The organism is Plantactinospora sp. WMMC1484, from assembly GCF_049315195.1.
GTDB lineage: Bacteria > Actinomycetota > Actinomycetes > Mycobacteriales > Micromonosporaceae > Plantactinospora.
The window spans coordinates 5,585,488-5,608,991 of sequence record NZ_CP186055.1; the positions used below are offsets into that span (position 1 = coordinate 5,585,488).

General features: G+C 71.6%; 19 protein-coding genes. 4 read left to right on the plus strand and 15 right to left on the minus strand.

The window, feature by feature from the left end:
• Nucleotides 1-87: 87 nt before the first annotated feature.
• The gene (locus tag ACN28C_RS24340) at nt 88-2,955 is read right to left on the minus strand and encodes an immune inhibitor A domain-containing protein (RefSeq protein ID WP_422769840.1); all 2,868 of its coding nucleotides are present in this window, start codon (nt 2,953-2,955) and stop codon (nt 88-90) included.
• A gap of 324 nt (nt 2,956-3,279) precedes the next feature.
• Here ACN28C_RS24340 and ACN28C_RS24345 point away from each other — a divergent pair, with 324 nt between their 5' ends.
• Both ACN28C_RS24345 and ACN28C_RS24350 read left to right on the plus strand, forming a co-directional pair.
• Nucleotides 3,280-4,566, plus strand: a complete 1,287-nt coding sequence (locus ACN28C_RS24345; RefSeq protein WP_422769841.1) for a pectate lyase — start codon at nt 3,280-3,282, stop codon at nt 4,564-4,566.
• 73 nt (nt 4,567-4,639) lie between these two features.
• Nucleotides 4,640-5,854 (plus strand): right-handed parallel beta-helix repeat-containing protein, encoded by a 1,215-nt coding sequence (locus tag ACN28C_RS24350; protein ID WP_422769842.1) that lies wholly within the window; start codon nt 4,640-4,642, stop codon nt 5,852-5,854.
• Between the two features lie 92 nt (nt 5,855-5,946).
• Here the strand turns inward: ACN28C_RS24350 and ACN28C_RS24355 are convergent, their stop codons facing one another.
• Together ACN28C_RS24355 and ACN28C_RS24360 are read right to left on the minus strand one after the other, a co-directional pair.
• Nucleotides 5,947-7,662, minus strand: coding sequence for a dihydroxy-acid dehydratase (locus tag ACN28C_RS24355; protein ID WP_422769843.1), 1,716 nt, complete (start codon nt 7,660-7,662; stop codon nt 5,947-5,949).
• A gap of 108 nt (nt 7,663-7,770) precedes the next feature.
• Nucleotides 7,771-8,481: a hypothetical protein gene (locus ACN28C_RS24360; protein WP_422769844.1), complete on the minus strand. Its 711-nt coding sequence runs from the start codon at nt 8,479-8,481 to the stop codon at nt 7,771-7,773.
• Nucleotides 8,482-8,648: 167 nt separating this feature from the next.
• On the opposite strand from ACN28C_RS24360, the gene ACN28C_RS24365 reads away from it, so the two are divergent.
• A complete protein-coding gene (locus tag ACN28C_RS24365) occupies nt 8,649-9,602 on the plus strand; it encodes a lysophospholipid acyltransferase family protein (RefSeq protein ID WP_422769845.1) in 954 nt (317 codons plus the stop codon).
• Nucleotides 9,603-9,759: 157 nt separating this feature from the next.
• Nucleotides 9,760-10,959: an MFS transporter gene (locus tag ACN28C_RS24370; RefSeq protein WP_422769846.1), complete on the plus strand. Its 1,200-nt coding sequence runs from the start codon at nt 9,760-9,762 to the stop codon at nt 10,957-10,959.
• Between the two features lie 170 nt (nt 10,960-11,129).
• On the opposite strand, the gene ACN28C_RS24375 is transcribed toward ACN28C_RS24370, so the two are convergent.
• The 12 genes from ACN28C_RS24375 to ACN28C_RS24430 form a co-directional block, all read right to left on the minus strand.
• Nucleotides 11,130-11,927 (minus strand): PHP-associated domain-containing protein, encoded by a 798-nt coding sequence (locus tag ACN28C_RS24375; RefSeq protein WP_422769847.1) that lies wholly within the window; start codon nt 11,925-11,927, stop codon nt 11,130-11,132.
• A gap of 79 nt (nt 11,928-12,006) precedes the next feature.
• Nucleotides 12,007-12,936 carry a hypothetical protein gene (locus tag ACN28C_RS24380; RefSeq protein WP_422769848.1) on the minus strand — a complete coding sequence of 310 codons (930 nt, stop codon included), beginning with the start codon at nt 12,934-12,936 and terminating at the stop codon, nt 12,007-12,009.
• On the minus strand, nt 12,936-13,487 hold the full coding sequence (locus ACN28C_RS24385) for a SigE family RNA polymerase sigma factor (protein ID WP_422769849.1): 552 nt from the start codon (nt 13,485-13,487) through the stop codon (nt 12,936-12,938). Before ACN28C_RS24385 ends, ACN28C_RS24380 begins: the two co-directional genes overlap by 1 nt.
• A 281-nt stretch (nt 13,488-13,768) precedes the next feature.
• A complete protein-coding gene (locus tag ACN28C_RS24390; RefSeq protein ID WP_422774795.1) occupies nt 13,769-14,440 on the minus strand; it encodes a FadR/GntR family transcriptional regulator in 672 nt (223 codons plus the stop codon).
• Between the two features lie 45 nt (nt 14,441-14,485).
• On the minus strand, nt 14,486-15,337 hold the full coding sequence (locus ACN28C_RS24395) for an amidohydrolase family protein (protein ID WP_422769850.1): 852 nt from the start codon (nt 15,335-15,337) through the stop codon (nt 14,486-14,488).
• Nucleotides 15,334-16,344, minus strand: coding sequence for an aldo/keto reductase (locus ACN28C_RS24400; RefSeq protein WP_422769851.1), 1,011 nt, complete (start codon nt 16,342-16,344; stop codon nt 15,334-15,336). The genes ACN28C_RS24395 and ACN28C_RS24400 overlap by 4 nt, the downstream gene beginning before the upstream one ends.
• A 34-nt stretch (nt 16,345-16,378) precedes the next feature.
• Entirely contained in the window at nt 16,379-17,410 is a 1,032-nt protein-coding gene (locus ACN28C_RS24405) for an ABC transporter permease (protein ID WP_422769852.1), read from the minus strand.
• On the minus strand, nt 17,407-18,978 hold the full coding sequence (locus tag ACN28C_RS24410; RefSeq protein ID WP_422769853.1) for a sugar ABC transporter ATP-binding protein: 1,572 nt from the start codon (nt 18,976-18,978) through the stop codon (nt 17,407-17,409). The genes ACN28C_RS24405 and ACN28C_RS24410 overlap by 4 nt, the downstream gene beginning before the upstream one ends.
• The gene (locus ACN28C_RS24415) at nt 18,978-20,027 is read right to left on the minus strand and encodes a sugar ABC transporter substrate-binding protein (protein WP_422769854.1); all 1,050 of its coding nucleotides are present in this window, start codon (nt 20,025-20,027) and stop codon (nt 18,978-18,980) included. Before ACN28C_RS24415 ends, ACN28C_RS24410 begins: the two co-directional genes overlap by 1 nt.
• 263 nt (nt 20,028-20,290) lie before the next feature.
• A complete protein-coding gene (locus ACN28C_RS24420; RefSeq protein ID WP_422769855.1) occupies nt 20,291-21,079 on the minus strand; it encodes an SDR family NAD(P)-dependent oxidoreductase in 789 nt (262 codons plus the stop codon).
• Nucleotides 21,076-22,395 (minus strand): L-fuconate dehydratase, encoded by a 1,320-nt coding sequence (locus tag ACN28C_RS24425; RefSeq protein ID WP_422769856.1) that lies wholly within the window; start codon nt 22,393-22,395, stop codon nt 21,076-21,078. Before ACN28C_RS24425 ends, ACN28C_RS24420 begins: the two co-directional genes overlap by 4 nt.
• A complete protein-coding gene (locus ACN28C_RS24430; RefSeq protein ID WP_422769857.1) occupies nt 22,392-23,237 on the minus strand; it encodes a fumarylacetoacetate hydrolase family protein in 846 nt (281 codons plus the stop codon). Before ACN28C_RS24430 ends, ACN28C_RS24425 begins: the two co-directional genes overlap by 4 nt.
• Nucleotides 23,238-23,504: the final 267 nt, after the last annotated feature.

The following is a 23,504-nucleotide window of genomic DNA, read 5'->3' on the forward strand; positions in this document are numbered from 1 at the left end:
CCTGCCGGCCGGAAAGGTGCGGGGCCGCCGCCAGCGGGTGCTGGCGGCGGCCCCGACGATCGGTGCCGGTTAACTGTCCGGTGCCGGCTAGGGTGCCGCGGGGGGCACCACCTGCACGACCGCCCACTGGTTGCGAGGGCCGGGCTGGAGCAGGTCGAACCGGACGCCGAAGGCCACCCCGGCGTCGCCCGGGTTGCCGGTGCCGGTCACGACCCCGCCACCCAGGTCGATGCCGTACTGGCTCCGCACCGGCCGGCCGTTCTTGTCGACGATCCGGACCGAGTACGGTGCGTTCCCCTCCGACGGCACCACGACGGAGGCGTCGGGGTCGCGGAAGAAGAGCGGGCTCTCCGGGTCGAGATCCGGCCGGTACTCGACGCCCGGGTACCAGCCCTTGCGGTCGGTGAAGGACCTGACCCCCGCCTGCGACCCGAACTTCGTGCAGTAGGCGCTGAACGGCTCGTTCGGCGCCTCGTAACACTCGGTGAACGGATAGGTCCTGCCGAAGCCGAACGCCGCGTTCGACGACTGCGGCCGCGACGGCAGGTTGTCCAGCGCCGACGGATCCTTGGCCGCCGCCGCGCCCTGCCGGCGGTACGGGTCGAAGTGCGAGTCCACGATCAGCAGACCGCCCTTGCTGCCGATGCTCGGCGGGTCGAAGACGTTGTTGAGCACCAGGTTGAGGTTGCCGTAGCTGGTGTCCCGATACCAGACCAGCATGCCCGGGGCGTTGTACGGCACCCGGGTCACCTTCCACGCACCGTCGCGTAGATAGTTGGTCTGGTACGCGTACTTCAGGCCCTCGTCGAAGCCGTCGTGGTTGCGCCACTCGGCGAGGTAGTAGTGCGCGTAGCTGAACTCGCCCGGCGAGATGGTCCAGCCCGTGCCGGTGGTGTTGGTGAAGCTGCCGACCGTGGCCGTCCAGCCGTTGGTGCCGCTCTCCACGTCGTCGGACCAGACGGTGGCACCGTCGGCGGTCACCGAGAAGTCGTCGGCGAACCAGCCGGTGTCCTCGAAGCCGGCGTCGGTGGCGTAACGCAGTCGCAACCCGACGGTCTGGCCGGCGAAGCCGGTCAGGTCGACGTAGTCGTGCCGCCACTGCCCGCCGGTGCTTCCGGTCAGCCCGTACTTCTTGTCGCCGTAGTCGTGCATCCGGCCGAACGGGTCCGGGTAGCCGTCGTCGGTGGAGACGAGGTTGCCGGCGGAGTCGAAGACCTTCTGCTCCGTCCAGGTGGCTCCGCCGTCGGTGGAGACCTCGACGAAGCCGAAGTCCCAGTCCTCCTCGATGGAGTAGTTGTTCCAGAGCCAGAACCGCACGTCGTCACCGGCCGGCAGGTCGAGGGTGCGGCTCAGCCGGACGTCGGCCCAGGACTGGTCGTTGTTGGTCCACCACTGGCCCTCGCCGCTGTGCGGGGTGGAGAGGGTGATCTGCTTGGCCGGCAGGTTCACCCGGACGCCGTCCTCGGTGCCCACCGGCGTACGCGAGTTCTGCCCGATCTTGAGTCGGGCCGGGTCGTCACCGGGGTTGAGGATCGCCGGGTCGGCCCAGCCGAGCACGAACTTGTCCCAGAGACCCATGTGGGTGGGGATGCCCTGGAAGATCGGCCCGCTGTGCGAGCCCGAGGACATCAGGTCCCAGAAGTCGACGTCCGAGTCGCCGCCGGAGGCGATGTCGTACAGGTCCGGCAGGCCGAGGTCGTGGCCGTATTCGTGCGCGAAGACCCCGACGCCGGAGTCCTCCGGCTGCACGATGTAGTTGCTGATCATCTTGTCCGTGCCGGGAATGGTGTGGCCGGGCACGATCGCCGAGGAGTGCGCCCAGATCGCGTACGGTCCCTCGGCGCCGCCACCGCCGGACTTGTCCTCACCGGCGTGCACCAGCACCAGGTGGTCGACGACCCCGTCCGGCTCGTTGAAGTTGCCGTCGCCGTCGGCGTCCGCGACGTCCTCGATGTCGTAGTCGGCCCAGGGGAAGTCCGGATCCTGTGCCGCCAGCACGTTGACCGCGTCGATGCCGAGCGCGCTCGGGCCGGTGGGGTTGTCCGGGTGCCCGTTCATGTCCTGGCTCGCCCCGGCCACCCAGACGCCGTCGACCAGGGTGCAGGTGTCGGCGCCGTACCACGCCTCGGAGTGCGGCACGGTGACCCACGGGGTCGCCTGGCCGTCCACCGTGTACGCGCCCTTCGACATCTCCAGGTACATGTTGCGCATCGTGTAGCCGCGCAGGTCGATGCCGCGCCGGCCGTCCGGCCCGCGCAGGTCGGTGCGCACCCGCTCGGTGATGCCCTGCTTGCTGTAGAGCATCTTGTTGTAGAACTCGGTGGAGAAGTCCGGCACCCACATCGAGTTGTTGTCCGGGCGCGAGGCCCTGGCAGGGTTGGGGATGTTGTTGTGCAGCGGGCCGTTCTGGACGCTGCCGGGGACGCACTCGCGCTCGTTCTCCGGCGTGGTCGCGTCGTCGAAGGTCGCCTGCGGCACCATCACGCCGGTGAAGTCGTCGTCCGCCTCGGGGTTGAACTCGACCAGGATGGTCAGCAGCTTGGCGACCTGCGTCTCGTCCGCCTTCTTGTAGCGGATGTGCCGGGGGTTCTTTCCGGTCCGGATCGCCTCCGCCTCGGTCCTGGCCAGACCCCGGGCCGCCACCGGGTTGCCCTCGGAGAACTTGCGGCCGTACGCGGCGACCGGGTCCGGCTTCGCCTGCTTGACCTTGCGCTTGCCGCCGTCGACCGTCACCTCCCGGCCGTCGCTCTGCCGCTCCGCCTTTGGCTCGACGTAGTTGATGTAGTAGTCCCGCTCGCTCGGCGTGAACCGGGCCGACCGGTCAGCGGTCGCCGGTTCGGCACCGCCGACCACCATCCCGGCCGCCGCGACGAGCAGCACGGGAACCGACGCCGCCAGCGCGCGCCGTCTTCCTCCTACCCGGCCCATCCCCCCGCTGCCTGCTCGACCTTGCACGGTCCCTCCCCTTCCGCACGTCCACCGCGATGTCGTCACCCGGCGCATCCGTGCGGAGACCCGGGCATCGACAGGGACGCTATGCGACGCCACGGCCATGGACAACCGGCGCTGTCCAATCCACGGCACAGACCGCTCCAACTGCTCAGATCACGTTTCTCCGTCCATCAGGTACCTTCCCGACGATCACCGCCGCGGCCGGGCGACGAAGTCTCCTGACAATTTCCGTTACCTGGACGATCGTCGATACGTCCACTACAGTCCGGCAGCAGGAAAGCGCATTCCTGGTAACCACCACCACTCCACGCTCCCGGAGGTTCTTCCATGACACGCTCCGCAGCGGCGGCGACCGGCGTCGCCCGCCGCCGCGCCGCCAGGCGCTGGCGGGCGGCGGTCCTGGCCGGCACGACCGCGCTCGCTACCGTGGCGACGATCGGCGCGTTCGACGTCGACACCGCCTCGGCCGCCACCGTCGACACCAACACCAACTACGTGATCGTCTCCCGGCACAGCGGCAAGGCGCTCGACGTCTACGAGTGGGCCACCAACGACGGCGCCCCGATCGTCCAGTTCGCCCGCAACGACCTGGCCGTCCAGCAGTGGCGGTTCGTCGACGCCGGTAGCGGCTACTACCGGATCCGGTCCGTGCACAGCGGCAAGGTGCTCGAACTGCCGAACGCCAACGACGGCACCGGGCTGGTCCAGATGACCGACACCAACAACACCCGGCAGCACTTCCGGCTGGCCGACTCCGAGGGTGGGCACGTCCGGTTCATCAACCGGCACAGCGGCAAGGCCCTGGACGTCTGGGAGTGGTCGACCGCCGACGGCGCACCGATCGCCCAGTTTGCGGACCTGGACGGCTACAACCAGCAGTGGCGGCTGGTCGCGGTCGGCGGAGGAGGAACACCGCCGACGAACCCGCCGCCCAGCGGCTCCTGGCCGAACCCGACCGGGCAGGTCGGGGTCAACGGCACCATCTCGGTCTCCGGCACCCTCGACGGCGGGATGCGCCGGTACTGCTGCATCGGCGACGGCAGCCAGGAGGAGAGCCAGGACCCGATGTTCCGGCTGGCCTCCGGCGCCACGCTGCAGAACGTCATCATCGGTGCACCGGCCGGCGACGGCGTGCACTGCGACGGACCGTGCACGCTGCGCAACGTCTGGTGGGAGGATGTCGGCGAGGACGCCGCCACCTTCCGGGGCAGCGGCTCGCCGAGCTTCCTGGTCGACGGCGGCGGCGCGCGCAGCGCCAGCGACAAGGTCTTTCAGCACAACGGGCCCGGCACGCTGACCATCCAGAACTTTCAGGCCAGCAACTTCGGCACCTTCTACCGCTCCTGCGGCAACTGCTCGACCCAGCACCGGCGCAACGTCGTCATCCGCAACGTCACGCTGACCCGCCCCGGCAACACCGTCGCCGGGATCAACGTGAACTACGGCGACACCGCCCGGTTCACCGGCGTCACCGTCGTGAACGACTCCGGCCGGTCAATGGTGATCTGCCGCAAGTACAACGGCAACGACGACGGTGACGAGCCGACCCAGGTCGGCACCGGCGCCGACGGCACCAACTGCATCTACACCAGCTCCGACATCACCTACCGGTAGCAGCGGGACCGCAGCGGGGCGGGCCCGCCCGGCACCGCGGGTCCGCCCACGCGGTCGACCACCAGGGAGCTCCATGTCTCGACGACCTACCCGGACGGTCCTGACGGCGGCGCTGGCCACCGCGGTCGCCACCGTCACACTCACCGCGCTCGGCCCCACCGTCCCGGCCCGGGCCGCCGCCCCGATGCTGGTGGTGGCGACGAACGGCGACGACGCCAACCCCGGCACGCCGAGCGCACCACTGGCCACTTTGGCCCGGGCGGTCGACCTGGCCACCCCGGGCACCACCATCGCGCTGCGCGGCGGCACCTACCAGTTCGACGCCAACGTCCGGATCATGAAGGACGGCACCCCTACCAGCCCATACACGATCAGCAACTACCAGGGGGAGCGGGTGGTGCTCGACGGCGAGAACCTGCCGCACACCCCGGCGCCGGTCGGTGGCAGCATCCCCAACCTGGAACGCGGGGTGCTGCACATCGAGGCCGACCACTGGCGGATACGCGGCCTGGAGATCGTGCACGGACCGTACGCGATCTTCTGCCGGGACTGCAACAACAACGTCTTCGAGCGGATCGTCGCCCGGGACAACTACGAGTCCGGGCTGCAGATCCAGGGAGCGGCCAGCAACAACCAGGTGATCAACCTCGACGCATACGGCAACCGCGACCCCCGCAAGAACGGCGAGAGCGCCGACGGACTCGCCATCAAGGAGGGCAGCGGCACCGGCAACGTCGTACGCGGCGCCCGATTGTGGAACAACTCCGACGACGGCTTCGACGCCTGGCTCTTCACCTCCCCCATCCTGGTCGAGAACTCGGTCGCCTGGGGCAACGGCGTCAACCGGTGGAACCTGCCCGACTACACAGGCGACGGCAACGGCTTCAAGATGGGCGGCGGCGACCCGGACCCGCCGGCCAACCACACCATCAGGAACAGCATCGCCTTCGACAACGCCGTCGGCGGGTTCATCGACAATGGCAACCCCGGCACCATCACCGTCGACCGCAACACCGCGTGGCGCAACGGCGACAGCGGCTTCAAGTTCGCCAACTCCTCCTCCCGGCTGACCGGCAACCTCGCCGTCGCCAACGGTGCGGGGGTCTCACTCGGCTCCTCCACGGCGAGCGGCAACTCCTGGAACATCAAGAGTTCCTGGAGCGCGGCGGACCTGGTCAGCACCGACCCGACCACGCTGACCGGGCCCCGCGACGCGAGCGGCAGCATCCGCCGCTCGGACTTCCTGCGCCCGCGCAGCTATCCCCAGCTCGGCGCCCGGCTGCCGTGACCGGGGCGGCCCATCGGCCCGGCGGTTCCGTCGCCGGGCCGATGGCGTCGACCACCCGCCGGCCGCGCGACCCGGCTGCCGGGTGCGACCGGTCAGTGTGACTCGCGGGCCACCTGCTCACCGCTGGCGCCGACCAGGAAGTCCAGGTCTGCGCCGGTGTCGGCGCCGAGCACCGTGTCGACGTAGAGCCGCTCCCAGCCCCGCGCCGGCCGGGCGAACGCGGCCGTCATCGTCTCGGCCAGCGGCCGGGCCGCGAACTCGTCGGCGGGAACGTCCACGTCGAGCCGGCGCGCCGGCACGTCGAGCACGATCGGGTCGCCGGTGCGTACCCGGCCGAGCGGGCCATCGGCGGCCGCCTCCGGCGCCACGTGCAGCACCACCGTCCCGTACGCGGTGCCGCTCATCCGTCCGTCGCAGATCCGCACCATGTCGCGTACGCCCTGGCGGAGCAGCTTCTCCGGCAGCGGCAGGTTCGCCACCTCCGGCATCCCCGGATAGCCCTTCGGCCCGCAGCCGCGCAGCACCAGCACCGAGTCGGCATCGACGTCCAGATCAGGGTCGTCGAGCCGGGCGTGCAGGTCCTCCACCGAGTCGAAGACGACCGCCCGACCCCGGTGCCGCAGCAGCTGCGGCGAGGCGGCGGCGGGTTTGATGATGGCGCCGGCAGGAGCGAGGCTGCCGCGCAGCACCGCGATGCCCGCCTCCGGCATCAGCGGCGCGCCCCGGCCCCGGATCACCTCCGGATCGGTGATCTCGTGGCCGGCGAGGTAGTCGCCGATCGGCCGGCCGGTCACCGTCGGCGCCGCCGCGTCGAGCAGGTCGGCGACCTGGTTGAGCACGGCCGGCAGCCCACCGGCCCGGTGGAAGTCCTCCATCAGGAAGCGCCCGGCCGGCTGCAGGTCGACCAGGAGCGGTACGCCGCTGCCGAGCCGGTCGACGTCGTCCAGGGTGATCGGCACGCCGACCCGACCGGCGATCGCCAGCAGGTGCACGACCGCGTTCGTGGAGCCGCCCAGCGCGGCCAGCGCCACGACGGCATTCCGGAACGACCCCTCGGTCAGCACCTGGCTCGGCCGGCGCTGCTCCGCCACCATCTCCACGATCAGCCTTCCGGTGGCGTGCGAGCGGGCCAGCAGGCGGCTGTCCGGGGCGGGCAGGCCGGCCGTGCCCGGCAGGGTCATCCCGAGCACCTCGGCGAGCAGGCCCATCGTCGAGGCGGTACCCATGGTGTTGCAGTGGCCCCGGCTGCGGATCATCGACGACTCGGAGTCGAGGAAGCCCTCCGGGGAGAGCGTGCCGGCGCGTACCTCCTCGGAGAGCCGCCACACGTCGGTGCCGCAGCCGAGTGGCGCGCCCCGGAAGGTGCCGGTCAGCATCGGGCCGCCGGGCACCACCACCGCCGGCAGGTCGACCGAGGCGGCCCCCATCAGCAGCGCCGGGATGGTCTTGTCACAGCCGCCGAGCAGCACCACCCCGTCGACCGGGTTGGCCCGGATCATCTCCTCGATCGCCATCGCCGCCATGTTCCGCCAGAGCATCGCGGTCGGCCTGACCTGCGTCTCGCCCAGCGAGACGACCGGCAGGTTCAGCGGCACCCCGCCGGCCTCCCAGACGCCGTTGGCGACGCTCGCCGCGACCTCGTCCAGGTGTCGGTTGCAGGGGGTGAGGTCGGAGGCGGTGTTGGCGATCGCGATCTGCGGGCGTCCCTCGAACGCCGAGTCCGGCGCTCCGCGCCGCATCCACGCGCGGTGCAGGTAGGCGTTGCGGTCCGAGCCGGCGTACCACTGATCGCTCCGGAGTGCAGGCATACTCTCCATTATCAAGAACAACGTGGGGTACGGCCTCCGCCGCCTGTCCCGGCACCCATCGTCACTGGAGCGTCGCGCCGCCTCCGACCTGGAAGTCGTCAGCTCACGTCAGGGAAGTGCGACCGCCAGACGCCCCGTCTCGCCGTCGTGGCCCGTGGAGAGGGTCAGCAGCCGGGCCTCGTCCGGGGCGCCGGGTGCGAACCGCAACTCTTCGACATAGAGCCCGTCGTCGCCCGAGGCCGTGCCGCCGCAGCGCCGATACTGCGTCCCCACGTCGTCCCAGCCACGCCACCCCGCCCGCTCCGCGCGCGGACCGTCGCGGAACAATTCCCGGCCGGGGTCGGCCCAGGCCAGCCGCAGCACGAACATCGTCGACCAGCGTTCCAGGCTCAGCAGCATGGCGGCGGCCTCGTCGACGCGGATCACCTGACCGGCCAGGGGGATGACGCTGTGCAGCTTCGGCGGGCTGGCGGCCGGATCGTGTCCCGGCGGGCGTTCCCGCGCGATCCGCGCCGCCATGTGCTGTCGCAACGCCATCTGCTGCCGTACCGCCACCGGCGGTGGCGGCACCGTCGAGACGTCGGCGGAGGCGCTGACCCGTATCCGGGTCAGCAGACCGAGCCGTGCCAGCCGCCGCTCCAGGTCGGCGAGGATCCGGTCCATCTCCTCCTGGCCGAGGGCACCGGCCGCGACCAGTCCCACCGCCACCCCACGGATCTCGGCCGGGTCGAAGCCGAGCCGACCGCCGGCTGGCGGCCGGCCCCGGCCGTCCGCCAGCCGGTCGGCGATGTACTTCTCCAGGTATGCCCGCCCGTCCATCAGCCCATCATCCGCCCAGCACACCCTCCCAACGGTCCGGACGGCGCCGATCACCACCGTGGTTAACCATCGGGTAACACAGATTTCAGGCATCGGCACTGTCTGGTGCGGTATCCGCCTTCGATGATGGAATTCTCCGGAGGTAGGGAGACCGCAGGGTGTCGTCGGTGTACTGGCTCGCACGCTCCGGCATTGCCGTGGCGGGCAGAACGCCGCGCCGGGTGCGGAACGGGCTCGCCTCGACGGTCACCTCGGCCAGCTACCTGGGGTGGCGCTCCAAGCGCGTCGTCACCCAGGAGAACATGGCGAAGGTGCTGGGGCTGCCCGTCTCCGACCTCCGCGTCAAGCGGGCCGCACTGAGTTCGTGGAGCAACTACGGGCGGACGGCGGCATCGTTGATCTGTCTCCCCTATGTGGACATGATGGACGTCGACGCCCGCACCGAGGACCTGACCCAGGGGATGAGCTGGCAGGAGTGCGTCCAGCAGGCGATGGCGCCCGGCAAGGGTGCGATCATCACCACCGGACATTTCGGCAGTTGGGACCTTGCCGGCGCGATCGCGGCACGGCACGTACCGCTCTCGGCCATCGCGGACACCTTCAAGGATCCGCGGCTGAACAGCCTCCTCCAGGGGCATCGGCGGGACAAGAGTGTCGACATCATTCCGGTGTCGCACGCCGTACGCCGCGTCCTGCAGGAACTGATGGCGAGCAGAGCGGTGGCGATCGTCATAGACCGGCCGGTGACCCGGGAACGGGGCGTGGAGGTGACGTTCTTCGGCCACAAGACCTACGTGCCCGTCGGCTCGGCCGCCCTCGCCGTGAAGTCGGGCGCGGCGGTGATGCCCGGCTATGTCTGGTACGCGCCCCACAACGGCTACTACATCCGGGCGTTCCCGCCGATCTTCCCGCGCCCGGTGAGCAACAACGCCGAGAAGATGCGGGAGATCCAGCGCCTGACGCAGTACATGTTCGCCTGTCAGGAAGAGGTCATCCGGCAGTGCCCGACCCAGTGGTTCATGTTCCGCCGGTTCTGGCCCGCCGACGGGGAGGCCCGGGAATCGGCGACAGCGGACGCAACAGCACCCGGAGCGACGATCACCGAGGCGATGGCCGCCTGAGATCCGCGCGATGGTGTTGAACGGCAGGTCGAGGGCGGGACATGCCTGTGGTGCGATCGTGAAGACGATTTGACGGCGACGATATTCTGATCCTCCGTACCTGCGGCAGACCGTGAGTTGCGAGGGGGCCCTGCCCTCTCGACACTCAGGAGCCGCGATGCGACGGGCGCCCGCCCTCTCCTTCCTCCTCGTCACCGTCTTCCTCGACATGCTCGGGCTCGGCCTGATCGTGCCGATCATGCCGGCCCTGATGGCGGCGGTCACCGAGGACGCCACCGCTGCTGTCCGCTGGTCCGGTCTGCTCGGCTCGATCTACGGCCTGCTTCAGTTCGTCGTCTCGCCGCTGCTCGGGCGGCTCTCCGACCGGTACGGCCGACGTCCGGTCCTGCTCGCGTCGCTGACCTGCCTCGGCATCGACTGGCTGGCCCACGCGATCTCACCCGGTCCGTGGACGCTCCTGCTGTCCCATGCCCTCGCCGGTGCGGGTGCGGGCACGTACACCGTGGTCAACGCGTACATCGCCGACGTTACGGAACCCGAGTCGCGGGCTCGGGCGTACGGGCTGGTCGGCGCGGCGTTCGGGCTCGGCTTCGTCGCCGGCCCGGCCATCGGCGGCCTGCTCGGCACCGTCGACGTACGCCTACCGTTCTTCGCCGCAGCCGGGTTGTCCTTCGCCAACGTCGCATACGGCTGGTTCGTCCTGCCGGAGTCGCGGCCCGGGGACCGGACGACCCCGCTGACGCTGCGGGCGGCGAACCCGGTCGGCTCCCTCGCCGCCCTCCTGCGCCGGCCGGTACTCGGGCGGCTCGCGTGCGCCCGCCTCTGTTCCGACATCGCCCGCACGACCCACCAGTCGGTCTGGACATTCTTCCTCACGGCCCAGTTCGCCTGGAGCACCGCGCAGATCGGCGTCGTCATGGCGACGGGCGCGCTCGCCAGCGCCGTTTTCCAGGCCCGGGCCGTCGGCCCGGTCGTCCGCCTGCTCGGCGAGAAGCGTGCCGCGGTGGCCGGCAGCCTGCTCGGCGTCGGCTCGCTGGGAGGTACGGCATTCGTATCCGTGCCATGGATGCTCTACATCCTGCAGGCGGTCGGCGTGATCGGCTCGATCGGCGGTGCGGCCGTGCTGTCGTGGATCTCCCGCACCGCCCGAGCCGACGAGCAGGGAATTGTGCAGGGAGCGGTGACCGGAGTCGGGTCCGTCGCGGAGACCCTGGTACCGGTCGCGGCCGGTGCGGTCTTCGGCTGGTCACTGGCGTACGCGTCACCAGGTCTGATCTTCGTCGGTGCGGCCGTCTTCGCCGCCGCGTCGGCCATCCTACTGGTCGTAACACCCGATCTCCGGACATCGATCGAGTGAGACGGGGGTCTGCGGTCGTCCCGGCACACGCGGGACTCGGCCAACCTCCCGCGCACCGGGACGACCGCAGCTCGCCCGACTCATCGCACCTCTTGCTCGGCGGGACCGTCACCGCGACCCGGATGGCGAAGAGGAGCGGGAAGCACCATGCACGATGGTCCCCCGAAGGCTCAGCCGCGCCGGACCTGGTGCTCGCTCCGGGACGCGCGGTGCCGGCGGATCATCCGACGCGGGGGGTCGACGAACCAGCTCCACGCGCACTGCGCCACATAGGCGGCCGGATTGAGCCGGGCCGGCCGGTGCTCCTGCCCACCGGCGCGTCCGGTGCGGTCGAGGATGGCCCGGCGCAGATCGTCGGGGGTGCTCCCGGCGAAACGCGTGTAGCCGGCACCGACATGTTGCCAGAAGTGCGCGTCACTCGCGCCGATCTCGGCCAGGCCCCATTCCTCGTTCGCCGCACGCACGGCGTCGCGCCGGGACGCGTTGGCCGGGCTCGGATTGTAGATCTCGATCCCGTCGATCTCGTAGCCGGCGGTGAGGAGAGCGTCGATCTTCCGCCGGCTCAGGCTCGGCACCAGTGTGCCGAGGGGGTGCGGCACGACCACCAGCCCACCCTGTTCCTTGATGGCGTCGATGCTCTCCTCGACCGGTCGCAACGGCCTGGGCGCCCTCTCGACGAAGAGCCCGAGGAGGTGGCCCTGCCGGGTGGAGACCTCGACCCCCGTGATCATTTGCACCGGGGAGTCCCGTCGGGCCAGGAGTTCCTCGACCCGCCGGGCACCCTCGACGTGATCGTGATCGGTCACCGCGATCACCGCCAACTGCCGGTCGGTCGCGATCTGGACCAGTCGGGCCGGGCTGATCCAGCCGTCGCCCAGGTTGGTGTGCAGATGGATGTCGGCTCGGCCGACACCGGCAACCGACGAGGTGTCGCCGGACCCCGGTCGGCCAACCGTCTCGTCGTCCACGTCGTCATGGTAGGCGCGCCACCGCCGTGCCCGCCGGCCGCCCGGTTGTCCACCCCGAGCGCGCCGGCACGGATCGATCTCAGCGGCATGCGCCGGTACGCTGCCCGGCACAGCCCTCGTTCGGGCGGGAGGACGCCGGGCAGGTGTTCGGCGACGGGGTGGCGGAGGGCGTCGCCCCGCCGACCGCTCCCGCACGGCCGTCCCGTGGATTCTGCACGCTGCCACCCACGTGCGGGCCGCCGGTGACGGTGTGCTGTGCCCGGCCGGCATGGTCGTACGCGGTGACCGTCACCCGCTCCGGCCCCTGGTACTCCCCCGGGGTCTCGAAGCGGTCCGGCGGCAGCGGCGTGGCGTCCCGCTGAACCCAGAACAGCGTCCAGCCGCTCACCGCGCTCCTGGTGGTCACGGCATCTGTCCCGCGTCCCTCCGAGGCGACCGTGATGCGGTGCGCCACCCTGGTGTAGAGCCCGACGTCCAGGACCCGGTGCGGTCCGAGGGCGAGCTGCCCGCTGACGAACTGGTGGGGTGGATCGCCGGCGCGCTTTCCCGCGAGATCTCCACCCGGATCGCGGGCGAGCCCGCGGGTGTCCCACACCTGTGCGATGCCCGTCCGGCGGTCGCGGAACACCACGACCAGGCCGGGCGCGTCGCTGGTCCCGGTCAGGCCGGTCAGCACGTCGTACCGGGCGGGCACGTCCGGCACGTCGAGAACGGCGCCGGTCGCCGTCAGCGGGCCGAGCGGATCACGCAGAGCCATCGGGTCACCGGTCGGCCCCGGGCACTCCGCCGTGCTGATCCCCGGGCCGGCGACGTCGGCGGCGGGGCCTGCTCCGGCGACCAGCGTGGCGGTGGAGGCGACGGCTGCCACCACCACGGCGGCAGCGGCGACCGCCGTCCGCCGCATCCGGAGCCGGTGGGCCCGGCGACGGATCAGCTCGGCCGGCATGTGTACGGTCAGGTCCGCGGTCTCGGCATCGAGTGCCTGCCGCAGGTCGTGGATGTCTCGCATCAGGACTCCCTGGTTCGTGCCGGGGCACCGGCCCGCGGCACCCGGTCATCGGAACTCGGCGGATCGGCGAGGTCGGGACAGACGCGCAGCTTGGCCAGCGCGCGGGCGTTGGTGCTCTTCACCGTTCCGAGCGAGACGCCCAGCTCGGCGGCGGTGTCCTGTTCGGTGAGGTCGAGAAAGTAGCGCAGAACCACCACGGCCCGCTCCCGCCGGGTGAGTTGTCGCAGTGCCCGAACCACGCTGTCCCGACGGGCGAACTCGACGTCGTGGTCCGGGCGGCCCGGCACGTCCGGCAGATCCCCGGTGAGGGTCTCGGGTCGGCGCCGCAGTCCACGCCACCAGTCGGTCTGCAGGTTCACCATGACGCGGCGGGCGTATCCGAAACCGTCACCGGCCCGCACCCGTGGCCACGCGAGGTAGACCCGGGCGAGCGCCTCGGCGACCAGGTCCTCCGCCCGGTTCCGGTCTCCGCCGGTGAGCAGGCACCCGACCCGGTACAGCCGGTGCGAGCAGGCACGGACGAAGTCGTCGAAGCTTTCCGGTTCCGGCATGTGCCAGCCTCTCGCTCGGGTCTCCACCGACGTACGACCCGGGAGACCGGAAAGGTTGCGCGACCTCCCGGGGTCGGCTCCCAGCGGGGCGGGCGCAGCTGGTCAGCCGCGGTGGGGCGGCGACGAACCTCGCCTGCCCGTCCGGCATGGCCAGAGCCTCGGCGCGCACAAGCCGCGCCTTCCACACCGCTTTCCAGGTCGCGGTCGGCGCAGGCCCCTCGGGATGGACGCTGCTCGACGCGCTTCCGGGGATAACACGGGCACACCGATCCCGGCGCTGTTCACAGCACCCGGCGCAGCCATTCCTCCACCCCGGCGATGTGCACGGTCGCCCAGGCCCGGGCCAGCTCCGGCTGCCCGGAGGCGACCGCGTCCAGGATCGCCGCGTGCTGCTCGCGGGTCTTGCTCACCGCGCCCTCCTGGGTCAGCCCACGCCAGATCCGGGCCCGGGTGGTCGGACCGGAGAGGCTGTCCAGCAGCGAGGTGAGCACGTTGTTGCCGGCACAGGCGGCGATCTGCCGGTGGAACTCGAGGTCGTTGGCGACAAGCTCGTCGATGCTCGGATCGTCGCCGAGCCCGTCCAGCACCAGTCGCAGCGTCTCCACCTGTTCCTCCGTGACCCGCTGCGCCGCCAGCGCGGTCGCGGCCGGCTCCAGGATCCGGCGTACCTCGAGAAACTCCAGCACGGTGTCGTCGCGGTGGAAGTCGACGACGAAGCTCAGCGCGTCCAGCAGCAGCGCCGGGTCGAGGCTCGTCACGTAGGTGCCGTCGCCCTGGCGGACGTCGAGGACCCGGATCAGCGAGAGGGCCTTGACCGCCTCCCGCAGCGAGTTGCGGGAAAGGCCGAGCCGCTCGGCCAGGTCGGGTTCCCGGGGCAGCCGGTCTCCCGGGCGCAGTTCACCGGCGACGATCATCTGTTTGATCTTGTCGATCGCCTCGTCCGTGACGGCCACGCGCTCCTCCAACCTCCTACCCATACCGCGAAGACTAGGTGCCGGCTAGCGGCGGAGCCGGTAGGTCCGCACCGCCGTTTCGCCGAAGACCGCCGCCCGGTCCACCGTCGACAGCGGCGGCAGCACCTGGCTCAGCGCCGACAGCACCGTGCCGTATCCCGCCGCGAGCCGGCAGACCGGCCAGTCCGAGCCGAACATCAGCCGCTCCGGACCGAAGAGCCGGACCGCCTCGTCGACGAAGGGCCGCAGATCGCCGGGGCGCCACCGCCGCCAGTCCGCCTCGGTCACCAGGCCGGAGAGCTTCGCGGTGGCGTTCGGCGCGGCAGCCAGCTCCGCGAGCGGGCCGGCCCAGGCCGCCAGCCCGGCGGCGCCGTCCCGGATCGCCGGCTTGCCGAGATGGTCCAGGACGAGGCGCAGCTCCGGCACCTCCCGGGCGACCCGGGCCACCGCGGACAGCTGGTCCGCCCGGCACACCACGTCGAAGGCCAGTCCGGCGTCTGCGACGGTACGCAGCCCACGCCGCACCGCCGGCCGGTCCAGGTAATCGGGATCGGTCTCGGCCTGCAACTGTGGCCGGATCCCGACCAGCAGCTCGCCGCCGGGCAGCGCCCGGTAGCCGGCGATCGTCCCGGCCAGCTCCGGATCGGCCGGGTCGGCCCAGGCGACCACCCCGGCGATCGCCGGGCAGTCCCGGGCGTGGCCGAGCAGGATCTCCGCCTCGGCCCGGTCGCACCGGCCCCCCTCGACCAGCACCGTACGGTCCACCCCGGCCAGGGCCAGCTCGGCGACCAGGTCGGCCGGGAGGAACGAGCGGCGGATCGGCGCCAGTTCGGGTGCGTCCAGCCACCGGTAGCCGTCCTCGATCCGCCACAGGTGATGGTGCGCGTCGACGATCACGGCGTACCGGCCGGTGGGGTGGGGACCGGCGCGTCCGGGCGGAGCAGTCCCACGGTGACCAGCTCCGACCAGAACTTCTCCGGTGGCGGCTCGGCCGCGTGCAGCGCGGCGTTGCGGCGCACCTGTTCGGGGTTGTGCGCGCCGACCACCACCGAGGCGACCGCCGGGTGCGCGGCGGCGAAGGCGAGCGCCGCCGCCGGCAGCGTCGTGCCGTGGTCGGCGCAGAGCGTGGCGATCGCCCGGGCGCGTTCCAGGATCTCGGTCGGGGCGTCGGCGTAGTCGTACGGCAGCCCGGCGTGCGGCCGGTCGACGGCGAGCAGCCCGCTGTTGAAGACCCCGGCGGCCAGCACCGAGACCCCACGCCGCTCGCACTCCGGCAGCAGGCTGTCCAGTGCCGGCTGCTCCAGCAGCGTGTAGCGGCCGGCCACCATCACCGCGTCGACGTCGGTCTCGGCGACGAAGCGGTGCAGCACCTGCCACTGCTTCGAGCCGACCCCGATGGCACCGACGACGCCCTGGGCCCGCAGCTCGTGCAGGGCCGGATAGCCCTGCTCCAGCGCCTGCACCTGGTGGTCCTCCGGATCGTGGATCAGCACCAGGTCGATCCGGTCCAGGCCGAGCCGGACCAGGCTCGCCTCCAGCGACCGCCGCACGCCGTCGGCGCTGAAGTCCCAGAGCCGCCGGTGGTCGGCCGGTACGTCGAAACCCTCGTCGTCGCGGCGCCCCGCCCCGGCCCGGTCCGGTACGAGCAGCCGCCCCACCTTGCTGCTCACGGTGAATTCGTCGCGCGGCAGCGTACGCAGCGCGTCGCCGAGCCGCCGCTCGGAGAGGCCGAGGCCGTAGTGCGGGGCGGTGTCGAAGTAGCGGATGCCGCACTCCCAGGCCGCCGCCACGGTCGCCAGCGCCTCGGCCTCGCCGACGGCGGTGTAGAGGTTGCCGATCGGGGCGCAGCCGAGCCCGAGCGGGCTCACCGCCACCGTCGAGCGTCCCACCCTGTTCCCGGTCATGCCGTATCGCTCCTTCCGATGCCGGTCGGTCCGGTCAGTCCTGCGCCTTGCCGGAGGTGAGCCGGGCCAGGATCAGCGCGATCAGGATGATGGCGCCGTAGATGGCCTGGATCCACTGTGCGGAGACGCCGGCGAGGGTCAGGATGTTGTTGATCAGGCCGAGGACGACGACGCCGCAGAGCGCGCCGAAGAGCGTCCCCTTGCCGCCGTCCAGGCTGATCCCGCCGATCACCGCGGCGGCGAAGACGGTGAAGATCATGCCGTCGCCCTGTGCCGCCGCGACCGAGCCGAGCCGGCCGGTCATCAGCAGCCCGGCGAGCGCCGCCAGCAGCCCGCCGACCATCAGGATGATCCAGACCACCCGGTCGGTACGGATCCCGGCCGCCCGCGCCGCGTCGGTGTTGCCGCCGATGGCGTAGACGGCCCGGCCGTGCCGGAAGAAGCCGAGCACCGCGATGCCGACGACGAAGAGCGTGCCGCTGATCCAGATCGACGCCGGCACGCCGAGCCAGACGGCGTTGCCGAGGTAGAGCACCGACGGCGGGATGTCGAAGAGGTTCTGCCCGCCGGTGATCCCGATCTGCAGGCCGCGCAGCACGATCAGCATGCCGAGGGTGACGATGAAGGCGGAGAGCTTGAAGCGCAGGATCAGCAGTCCGTTGAAGGCACCGATCGCCATCCCGACGAGCAGGCAGAGCGGGATGGCGAGCCCGGCGGGGAACTCGGTGCCGAGCCCGTTGCTGGCGGCCGGGATGACCAGGGCCAGCGCCAGCGCCGGGGCGAGCCCGATCGTCGACTCCAGTGAGAGGTCGAACTTGCCCGCGATCAGGATGATCGCCTCGGCGAGTACCAGCAGGGCCAGCTCGGTCTGCTGTTGCAGCACGTTGGTGATGTTGGCGGCGGAGAGGAAGACCGGGTCGATCACCGCGCCCACGACGACGAGCAGCAGGATCGCGGGGACCAGGGCGAGGTCCCGGAGCCGGGCCAGCGGCACCCGACCGGCGAGGCCGGGCGGCCGGTCTCCGGCCGGTGCCGGCGGCTTGGTGATGGTCTGGCTGCCGGTCACGGCTCCCCCACTTCCTCTGCTCCCGCTACGTTCCCTGTTCCTGCCACGCCCTCCACGGCGGTCACCAGCTCGGCGTCCGCCCAGCCCCGGGAGACCTCCCGGACCACCCGGCCGTGGAACATCACCAGCACCCGGTCGCAGGAACGCAGGTCGTCGAGTTCGTCGGAGACGACCAGCACCCCGGTCCCGCCGGCCGCGGCCTGCGAGACGGCCCGCAGCAACGACTCCTTGGAGCGGACGTCGACCCCGGCGGTGGGGCTCACCATCACCAGCGCCCTCGGCTCGTTCGCCAGTGCGCGGGCCAGCACCACCTTCTGGGCGTTGCCGCCGGAGAGCCCGTTGACCGGCTGGTGCGGCCCGTCGGTCTTGATGTCGTACGCGGAGATCATGCGCTCGGCCACCGCCCGCTGCCGCCTCGGCGCGACGATCCCGACCGGCCCGAGCCGGTCGGCGATCGGCAGGGTGGCGTTCTCCGCCACCGAGAGCAGCGGCACCAGCCCCTCCCGGTGCCGGTCCTGCGGCAGGTAGCCGAGGCCGGCGGCGAGCGCGGCGGGGACGCTGCCCGGCTTCGGGACGGTCCCGGCCAGGGTGACGGTGCCGGTGTCGGCCCGGCGCAGCCCGGCGATCGTCTCGGCGAGCGCCACCTTGCCGCTGCTGCCGGAGCCGATCAGCCCGACCAGCTCCCCGGCCCGGACCCGGAGGTCGATTCCCTCGTAGTAGCCGGCGAGGCCGAGGCCGCGCACGTCGAGCACGACCGGCGCATCCGCCGGTACGGCCGGCCGGTCGACCCCGGCGGCCAGGACCGCGCCCGCGTCACCGGTCATCGCGGCGACCAGCTCCTCCCGGGGCAGCGTCTCGACCGGCCGGGTCAGGATGTGCCGGGCGTCGCGCAGCACCGTCACGGTCTGGCAGACCTCGTAGACCTCCTGGAGGTGGTGCGAGATGAACAGGAAGGTGACCCCGGCGGACTGCAGCTCGCGCATCCGGGTGAAGAGCCGGTCGATTGCGGCGGCGTCGAGCTGCGCGGTCGGCTCGTCGAGGATGATGAACCGGGCCCCGAAGGAGAGGGCGCGGGCGATCTCGACGAGCTGGCGCTGCTCGACGGTGAGGGTGCCGGCGAGCGCGGCCGGGTCGACCGCGACGCCGTACCCCGCCAGCAGGTCGGCGGCGCGGCGGCGCAGCCCGCGCCAGCCGATCGGCCCGCGCCCGGCCTGCCGGTTGAGGAAGAGGTTCTCCGCCACGGTGAGAGCCGGGATGATCGTCGACTTCTGGTAGACACAGGCGACCCGCTGCCGCCACGCGTCCCGGTCGGCCAGCGCCGGTGCCGGGGCGCCGGCGAAGCGGACCTGCCCGCTGTCCGGCCGTTGCAGGCCGGTGAGGATGGCGACCAGGGTGGACTTGCCGGCGCCGTTCCGCCCGACCAGCGCGTGTGTCTCGCCGGGTGTGACGGCGATGCCGGCGCCGTGCAGCGCTACCGTCGCGCCGTAGCGTTTCGAGATGTCGCGGGCCTCCGCGGCCGGGGCGGCGGCCCCGGCCACGGTGCCTGCGGTCTGTGCCTGACCGGTCATCACTTGCCGATCTGGTTTCCCCAGAGCGCCGGATCGTCGACGTTCTCCCTGGTGACCAGCGGTGCGGGCAGCTGGTCCTCCAGGCCGTTGCCGACGTCGATGATGGTGCTGCCGTGGTCGGTCGGGCCGGGCTGGAAGGTCTTGCCCTCCGCCGCCGCCTTGGCGTAATAGAGCGCCCACTTGGCGTAGAGGTCTGCGGGTTGCGAGACGGTGGCGTCGATCTCGCCGGAGCGGATCGCCTCGAACTCCTGCGGGATGCCGTCGTTGGAGACGATGAAGATGTGCTTCGGGTCGTCCGGCGGCACCAGCAGGTTCTTGGACTTGAGCACCTGGAGCGTCGGCGCCAGGAAGACGCCGCCGGCCTGCATGTAGACGCCCCTGATGTCGGGGTGCTGGGCGAGCCGGGTCTGTAGCGCGGCGGCGGCCTTCGGCCCCTCCCAGTCGGTCGGTTCCTCGAAGACGGTGATGCCGGGGAACGTCGTCTTCATGCACTCCGCGAAGGCCTCGGAGCGGTCCCGGCCGTTGATCGAGGAGAGTGAACCCTGGAACTCGATCACCTTGCCCTGGCCGCCGAGCTTCTCGCCGAGGAACTCGCAGGCCTTCTGCCCGTACGCCCGGTTGTCGGCCCGGACGACCATGAAGACCCGGCCCTTGTCGGGACGGGTGTCGACGGAGACGACCGGGATCTTCTTCGACTCCAGGGTGGTCAGGGTGGAGGCGATCGCGCCGGTGTCCTGCGGTGCCATCACGATCGCCCTGGCGCCCTGGCTCACCATCGCCTGCACGTTGGCGACGAGCTTGGCCACGTCGTTCTGGGAGTTGGTCGGCGACATCAGGTTGATGTCGTACTCGTCGGCGAACTGGGGGACGTACTTGGCGTACGAGTTCCAGAAGTCGGAGTCGGCGCGGGGCAGGTCGATGCCGATCTGCGGGCTCGCCCCGGCGTCGCCGCCCGGGCCGGTCGACGACGAGTCGCCGCAGGCGACCGTGCCGAGGGCGAGCGTCGCGGCCGTCGCGATCCCCGCCAGGGACTTGGCGGTATGTCTCACTGTGGTCCTCCATCCGGGTGCGGATTCGGTGGGGGTGATTCTTTGGAGGCAGTTGGAAACACGCGGGTAATACATCGGATGTCTATCAGCCCACCCCGGCCCCCGCAAGCCCCGGATCCCGGTATCTGCCGCACTGTTACCCGGCCGACGGAATCGTTACATCCGATGACCGTGCAGGCGGGCAGCCCGGAACAGGGGACCATCGCTACGTTGCCGGGCTGCAGCGGGTCTGTCCGCATCGGACAGCGGTACGCCCGGCGCCGTCAGGCCGACGGCGGGGCCGAGCGCAGCCGCAGCCCGTGCATGCCGCCGTCGACCCCGAGCACGGTGCCGGTGGTCGCCCCGGCCAGCGGGCTGGCGAGATAGCCGATCGCCGCCGCCACCTCCGCCGCGCCGACCAGCCGGCCGGTCGGCTGCCGCGCCTGGAGGGCGGCGAGTTCGGCCGCCGGGTCCTCGGCGGCGGAGAGCAGCCGGCGTACCCAGGGGGTGTCCACGGTGCCGGGGTTGACGCAGTTGACCCGGATCCCCTCCCGGACGTGGTCGGCCGCCATCGCCAGGGTCAGCGACTGCACCGCGCCCTTGGTCGCGCTGTAGAGCGCCCGGTCGGGCAGCCCGGCCCAAGCCGCGATCGAGCAGGTGTTGACGATCGCGGCGTGCGCCGACGCCCGCAGGTGCGGCAGCGCGGCCCGGGTCACCCGGACGATGCCGACCACGTTCACGTCGAAGACCCGGTGCCACTCGTCGTCCGGATTGCGCTCGACCGTGCCCCGCGCGCCGATTCCGGCGTTGTTCACGAGGACGTCGATCCCGCCGAGCGCCTCGGCCGCGGAGGCCACCGCGGCCCGTACCGACCCGTCGTCGGTGACGTCGGCGGCGAGGCCGAGCAGTGCTGCGGGGACCTGTTCCGGGTGCAGGTCCAGGCAGGCTACCCGGGCGCCCCGGGCGGCGAGCAGCCCGGCCGTCGCCAGTCCGATGCCGGAGGCCCCGCCGGTCACCACCGCCGCCAGCCCGGTGAACTCGCCGCGGCCGGCGCTCCGCTCCTCCCCCGTCACGGCTGCACTACCCCGACCGGGTCCGTCGACCAGAGTGGGCCGTCCGGGAAGGCGTACTCGGCCAGGGTCTCCGGGCGCATCGTGGCGCTGAACCCGGGCGCGGTCGGTGCGGCGTACCGGCCCCGACGGATCACCACCGGGTCGACGAAGTGCTCGTGCAGGTGGTCGACGTACTCGATGACCCGGTCCCGCATCGAGCCCGCGACCGCGACGTAGTCGAACATCGAGAGGTGCTGGACCAGCTCGCAGAGCCCGACCCCGCCGGCGTGCGGGCAGACCGGCACACCGAACTTCGCGGCCAGCAACAGGATCGCGATGTTCTCGTTGACCCCGGCCACCCGGCTCGCGTCGATCTGGGCGTAGGAGATCGCGCCGAGCTGGAGCAGTTGCTTGAAGACGACCCGGTTGGCGACGTGCTCGCCGGTGGCGATCCGCATCGGCGCCAGTTCCCGGGCGATGGTGGCGTGCCCGACGACGTCGTCCGGGCTGGTCGGTTCCTCGATCCAGTACGGGTCGAAGGGCGCCAGCTCGCGCATCCAGCGGATCGCCTCCGGCACGTCCCAACGCTGGTTGGCGTCGACGGCGATCCGCACCTCCGGCCCGCAGATCTGCCGGGCGATCCCCATCCGCCGGACGTCGTCGGCCAGGCTCGCGCCGACCTTGAGCTTGATCTGGGTGAAGCCGTCGGCCAGCGCCTCCTTGCAGAGCCGGCGCAGCTTGTCGTCGTCGTAGCCGAGCCAGCCGGGCGAGGTGGTGTAGGCGGGGAAGCCGTCCCGCAGCAGGTGTGCGGTGCGTTCGGCCCGGCCCGGCTCGGCGGCACGGAGGATCGCCAGCGCCTCGTCCGGGGTCAGCGCATCGCTGAGATAGCGGAAGTCGACCAGGTCGACCAGTTCCTCCGGGCTCAGCTCGGCGAGCAGCCGCCAGAGCGGCAGCCCGACCCGCTTGGCGCGCAAATCCCAGAGCGCGTTGACCAGCGCGGCGGTCGCCATGTGCATGACGCCCTTCTCCGGGCCGAGCCAGCGCAGCTGCGAGTCGTGCACCAGCTCGCGCCAGAAGCCGCCGAGGTCGGCCAGGACCGCGTCGACCGGCCGGGCGATCAGGTACGGCCGCAGCGCGGCGATCGCCGCCGCCTGCACGTCGTTGCCCCGCCCGATGGTGAAGGCGAAGCCGTGCCCCTCGTGCCCGTCTCCCGCGTCGGTGCGTACGACCACGTACGCGGCCGAGTAGTCGGGGTCCGGGTTCATCGCGTCGGAGCCGTCCAGTTCGCGTGAGGTCGGGAACCGGATGTCGGAGATCTCCAGCCCGGTGAAGATCATGCCTGCCCCACCGTCTGGCGTTGCCGCCCCAGCCCGTCGATCTCCAGCTCGACGACGTCGCCGGCGACCAGGTAGGGCTTCGGATCGGGCTGACCGAGCGCCACCCCGGCCGGCGTGCCGGTGTTGATCACGTCTCCCGGATAGAGCACCAGGAACTGGCTCAGGTAGTGCACGACCTCGGCCACCGGGAAGACCATGTCCTTGGTGTTGCCGTCCTGCTTGACCGCCCCGTTGACCCAGAGTCGCAGGCCCAGGTTCTGCGGGTCCGGCACCTCGTCGGCGGTGACCAGCCAGGGGCCGAGCGGGTTGAAGGTCTCGCAGTTCTTGCCCTTGTCCCACTGGCCGCCACGTTCGAGCTGGAACTCGCGCTCGGATACGTCGTGCGAGACCGCGTATCCGGCGACGCAGCCGAGCGCCTCCTCCGGGCTGTCGAGGTATCGGGCGGTCCGCCCGATCACCACGGCCAGTTCCACCTCCCAGTCGGTCCTGGTGCTGCCGCGCGGTATCAGCACCTGGTCGTCCGGGCCGACCACGGTGTCGGCGGCCTTCATGAAGACCACCGGCTCGGTCGGGAGCGGCGCGCCGGTCTCGGCGGCGTGGTCGCGGTAGTTCAGGCCGATACAGATGATCTTCCCGGGGCGCAGGGGCGGGCCGATCCGCGTCGTCCCGGGCAGCGCCGGCAGCGCCTCGACGTCGATCCCGGCGAGTCGGTCGAGGCCACCGCCGGCCAGGAACGCCGGATCGATGTCGTCGACCACCGCGCCGAGGTCGCGCCACCGACCGGCGCCGTCCAGCAGCGCCGGAGACTCCCGCCCCGGTTCGCCCACCCGCAACAGCTTCACCCGTGGCCCCCAGACCTCTCGTAACCAACCGGCAATACATCCGATGTCTATCAGGTGACCTTGCCGGGACACAAGAGCGCAGGGGAAATCGCGACCCCGCCTGCGGGCAGACCGGGTTGTGTCTCCGAGATGTCCTTTGTAACCTCGTCGCCAAACATCGGATGCATGCCGGGACGCGCGGATCGGCGCCGCGATGCCCAGCGGTCCGCCCGTACCCGCCCGCGCGTACCCGCCGCTCACTCGTGAGCGAGTTCTCCCCGCGAGTTC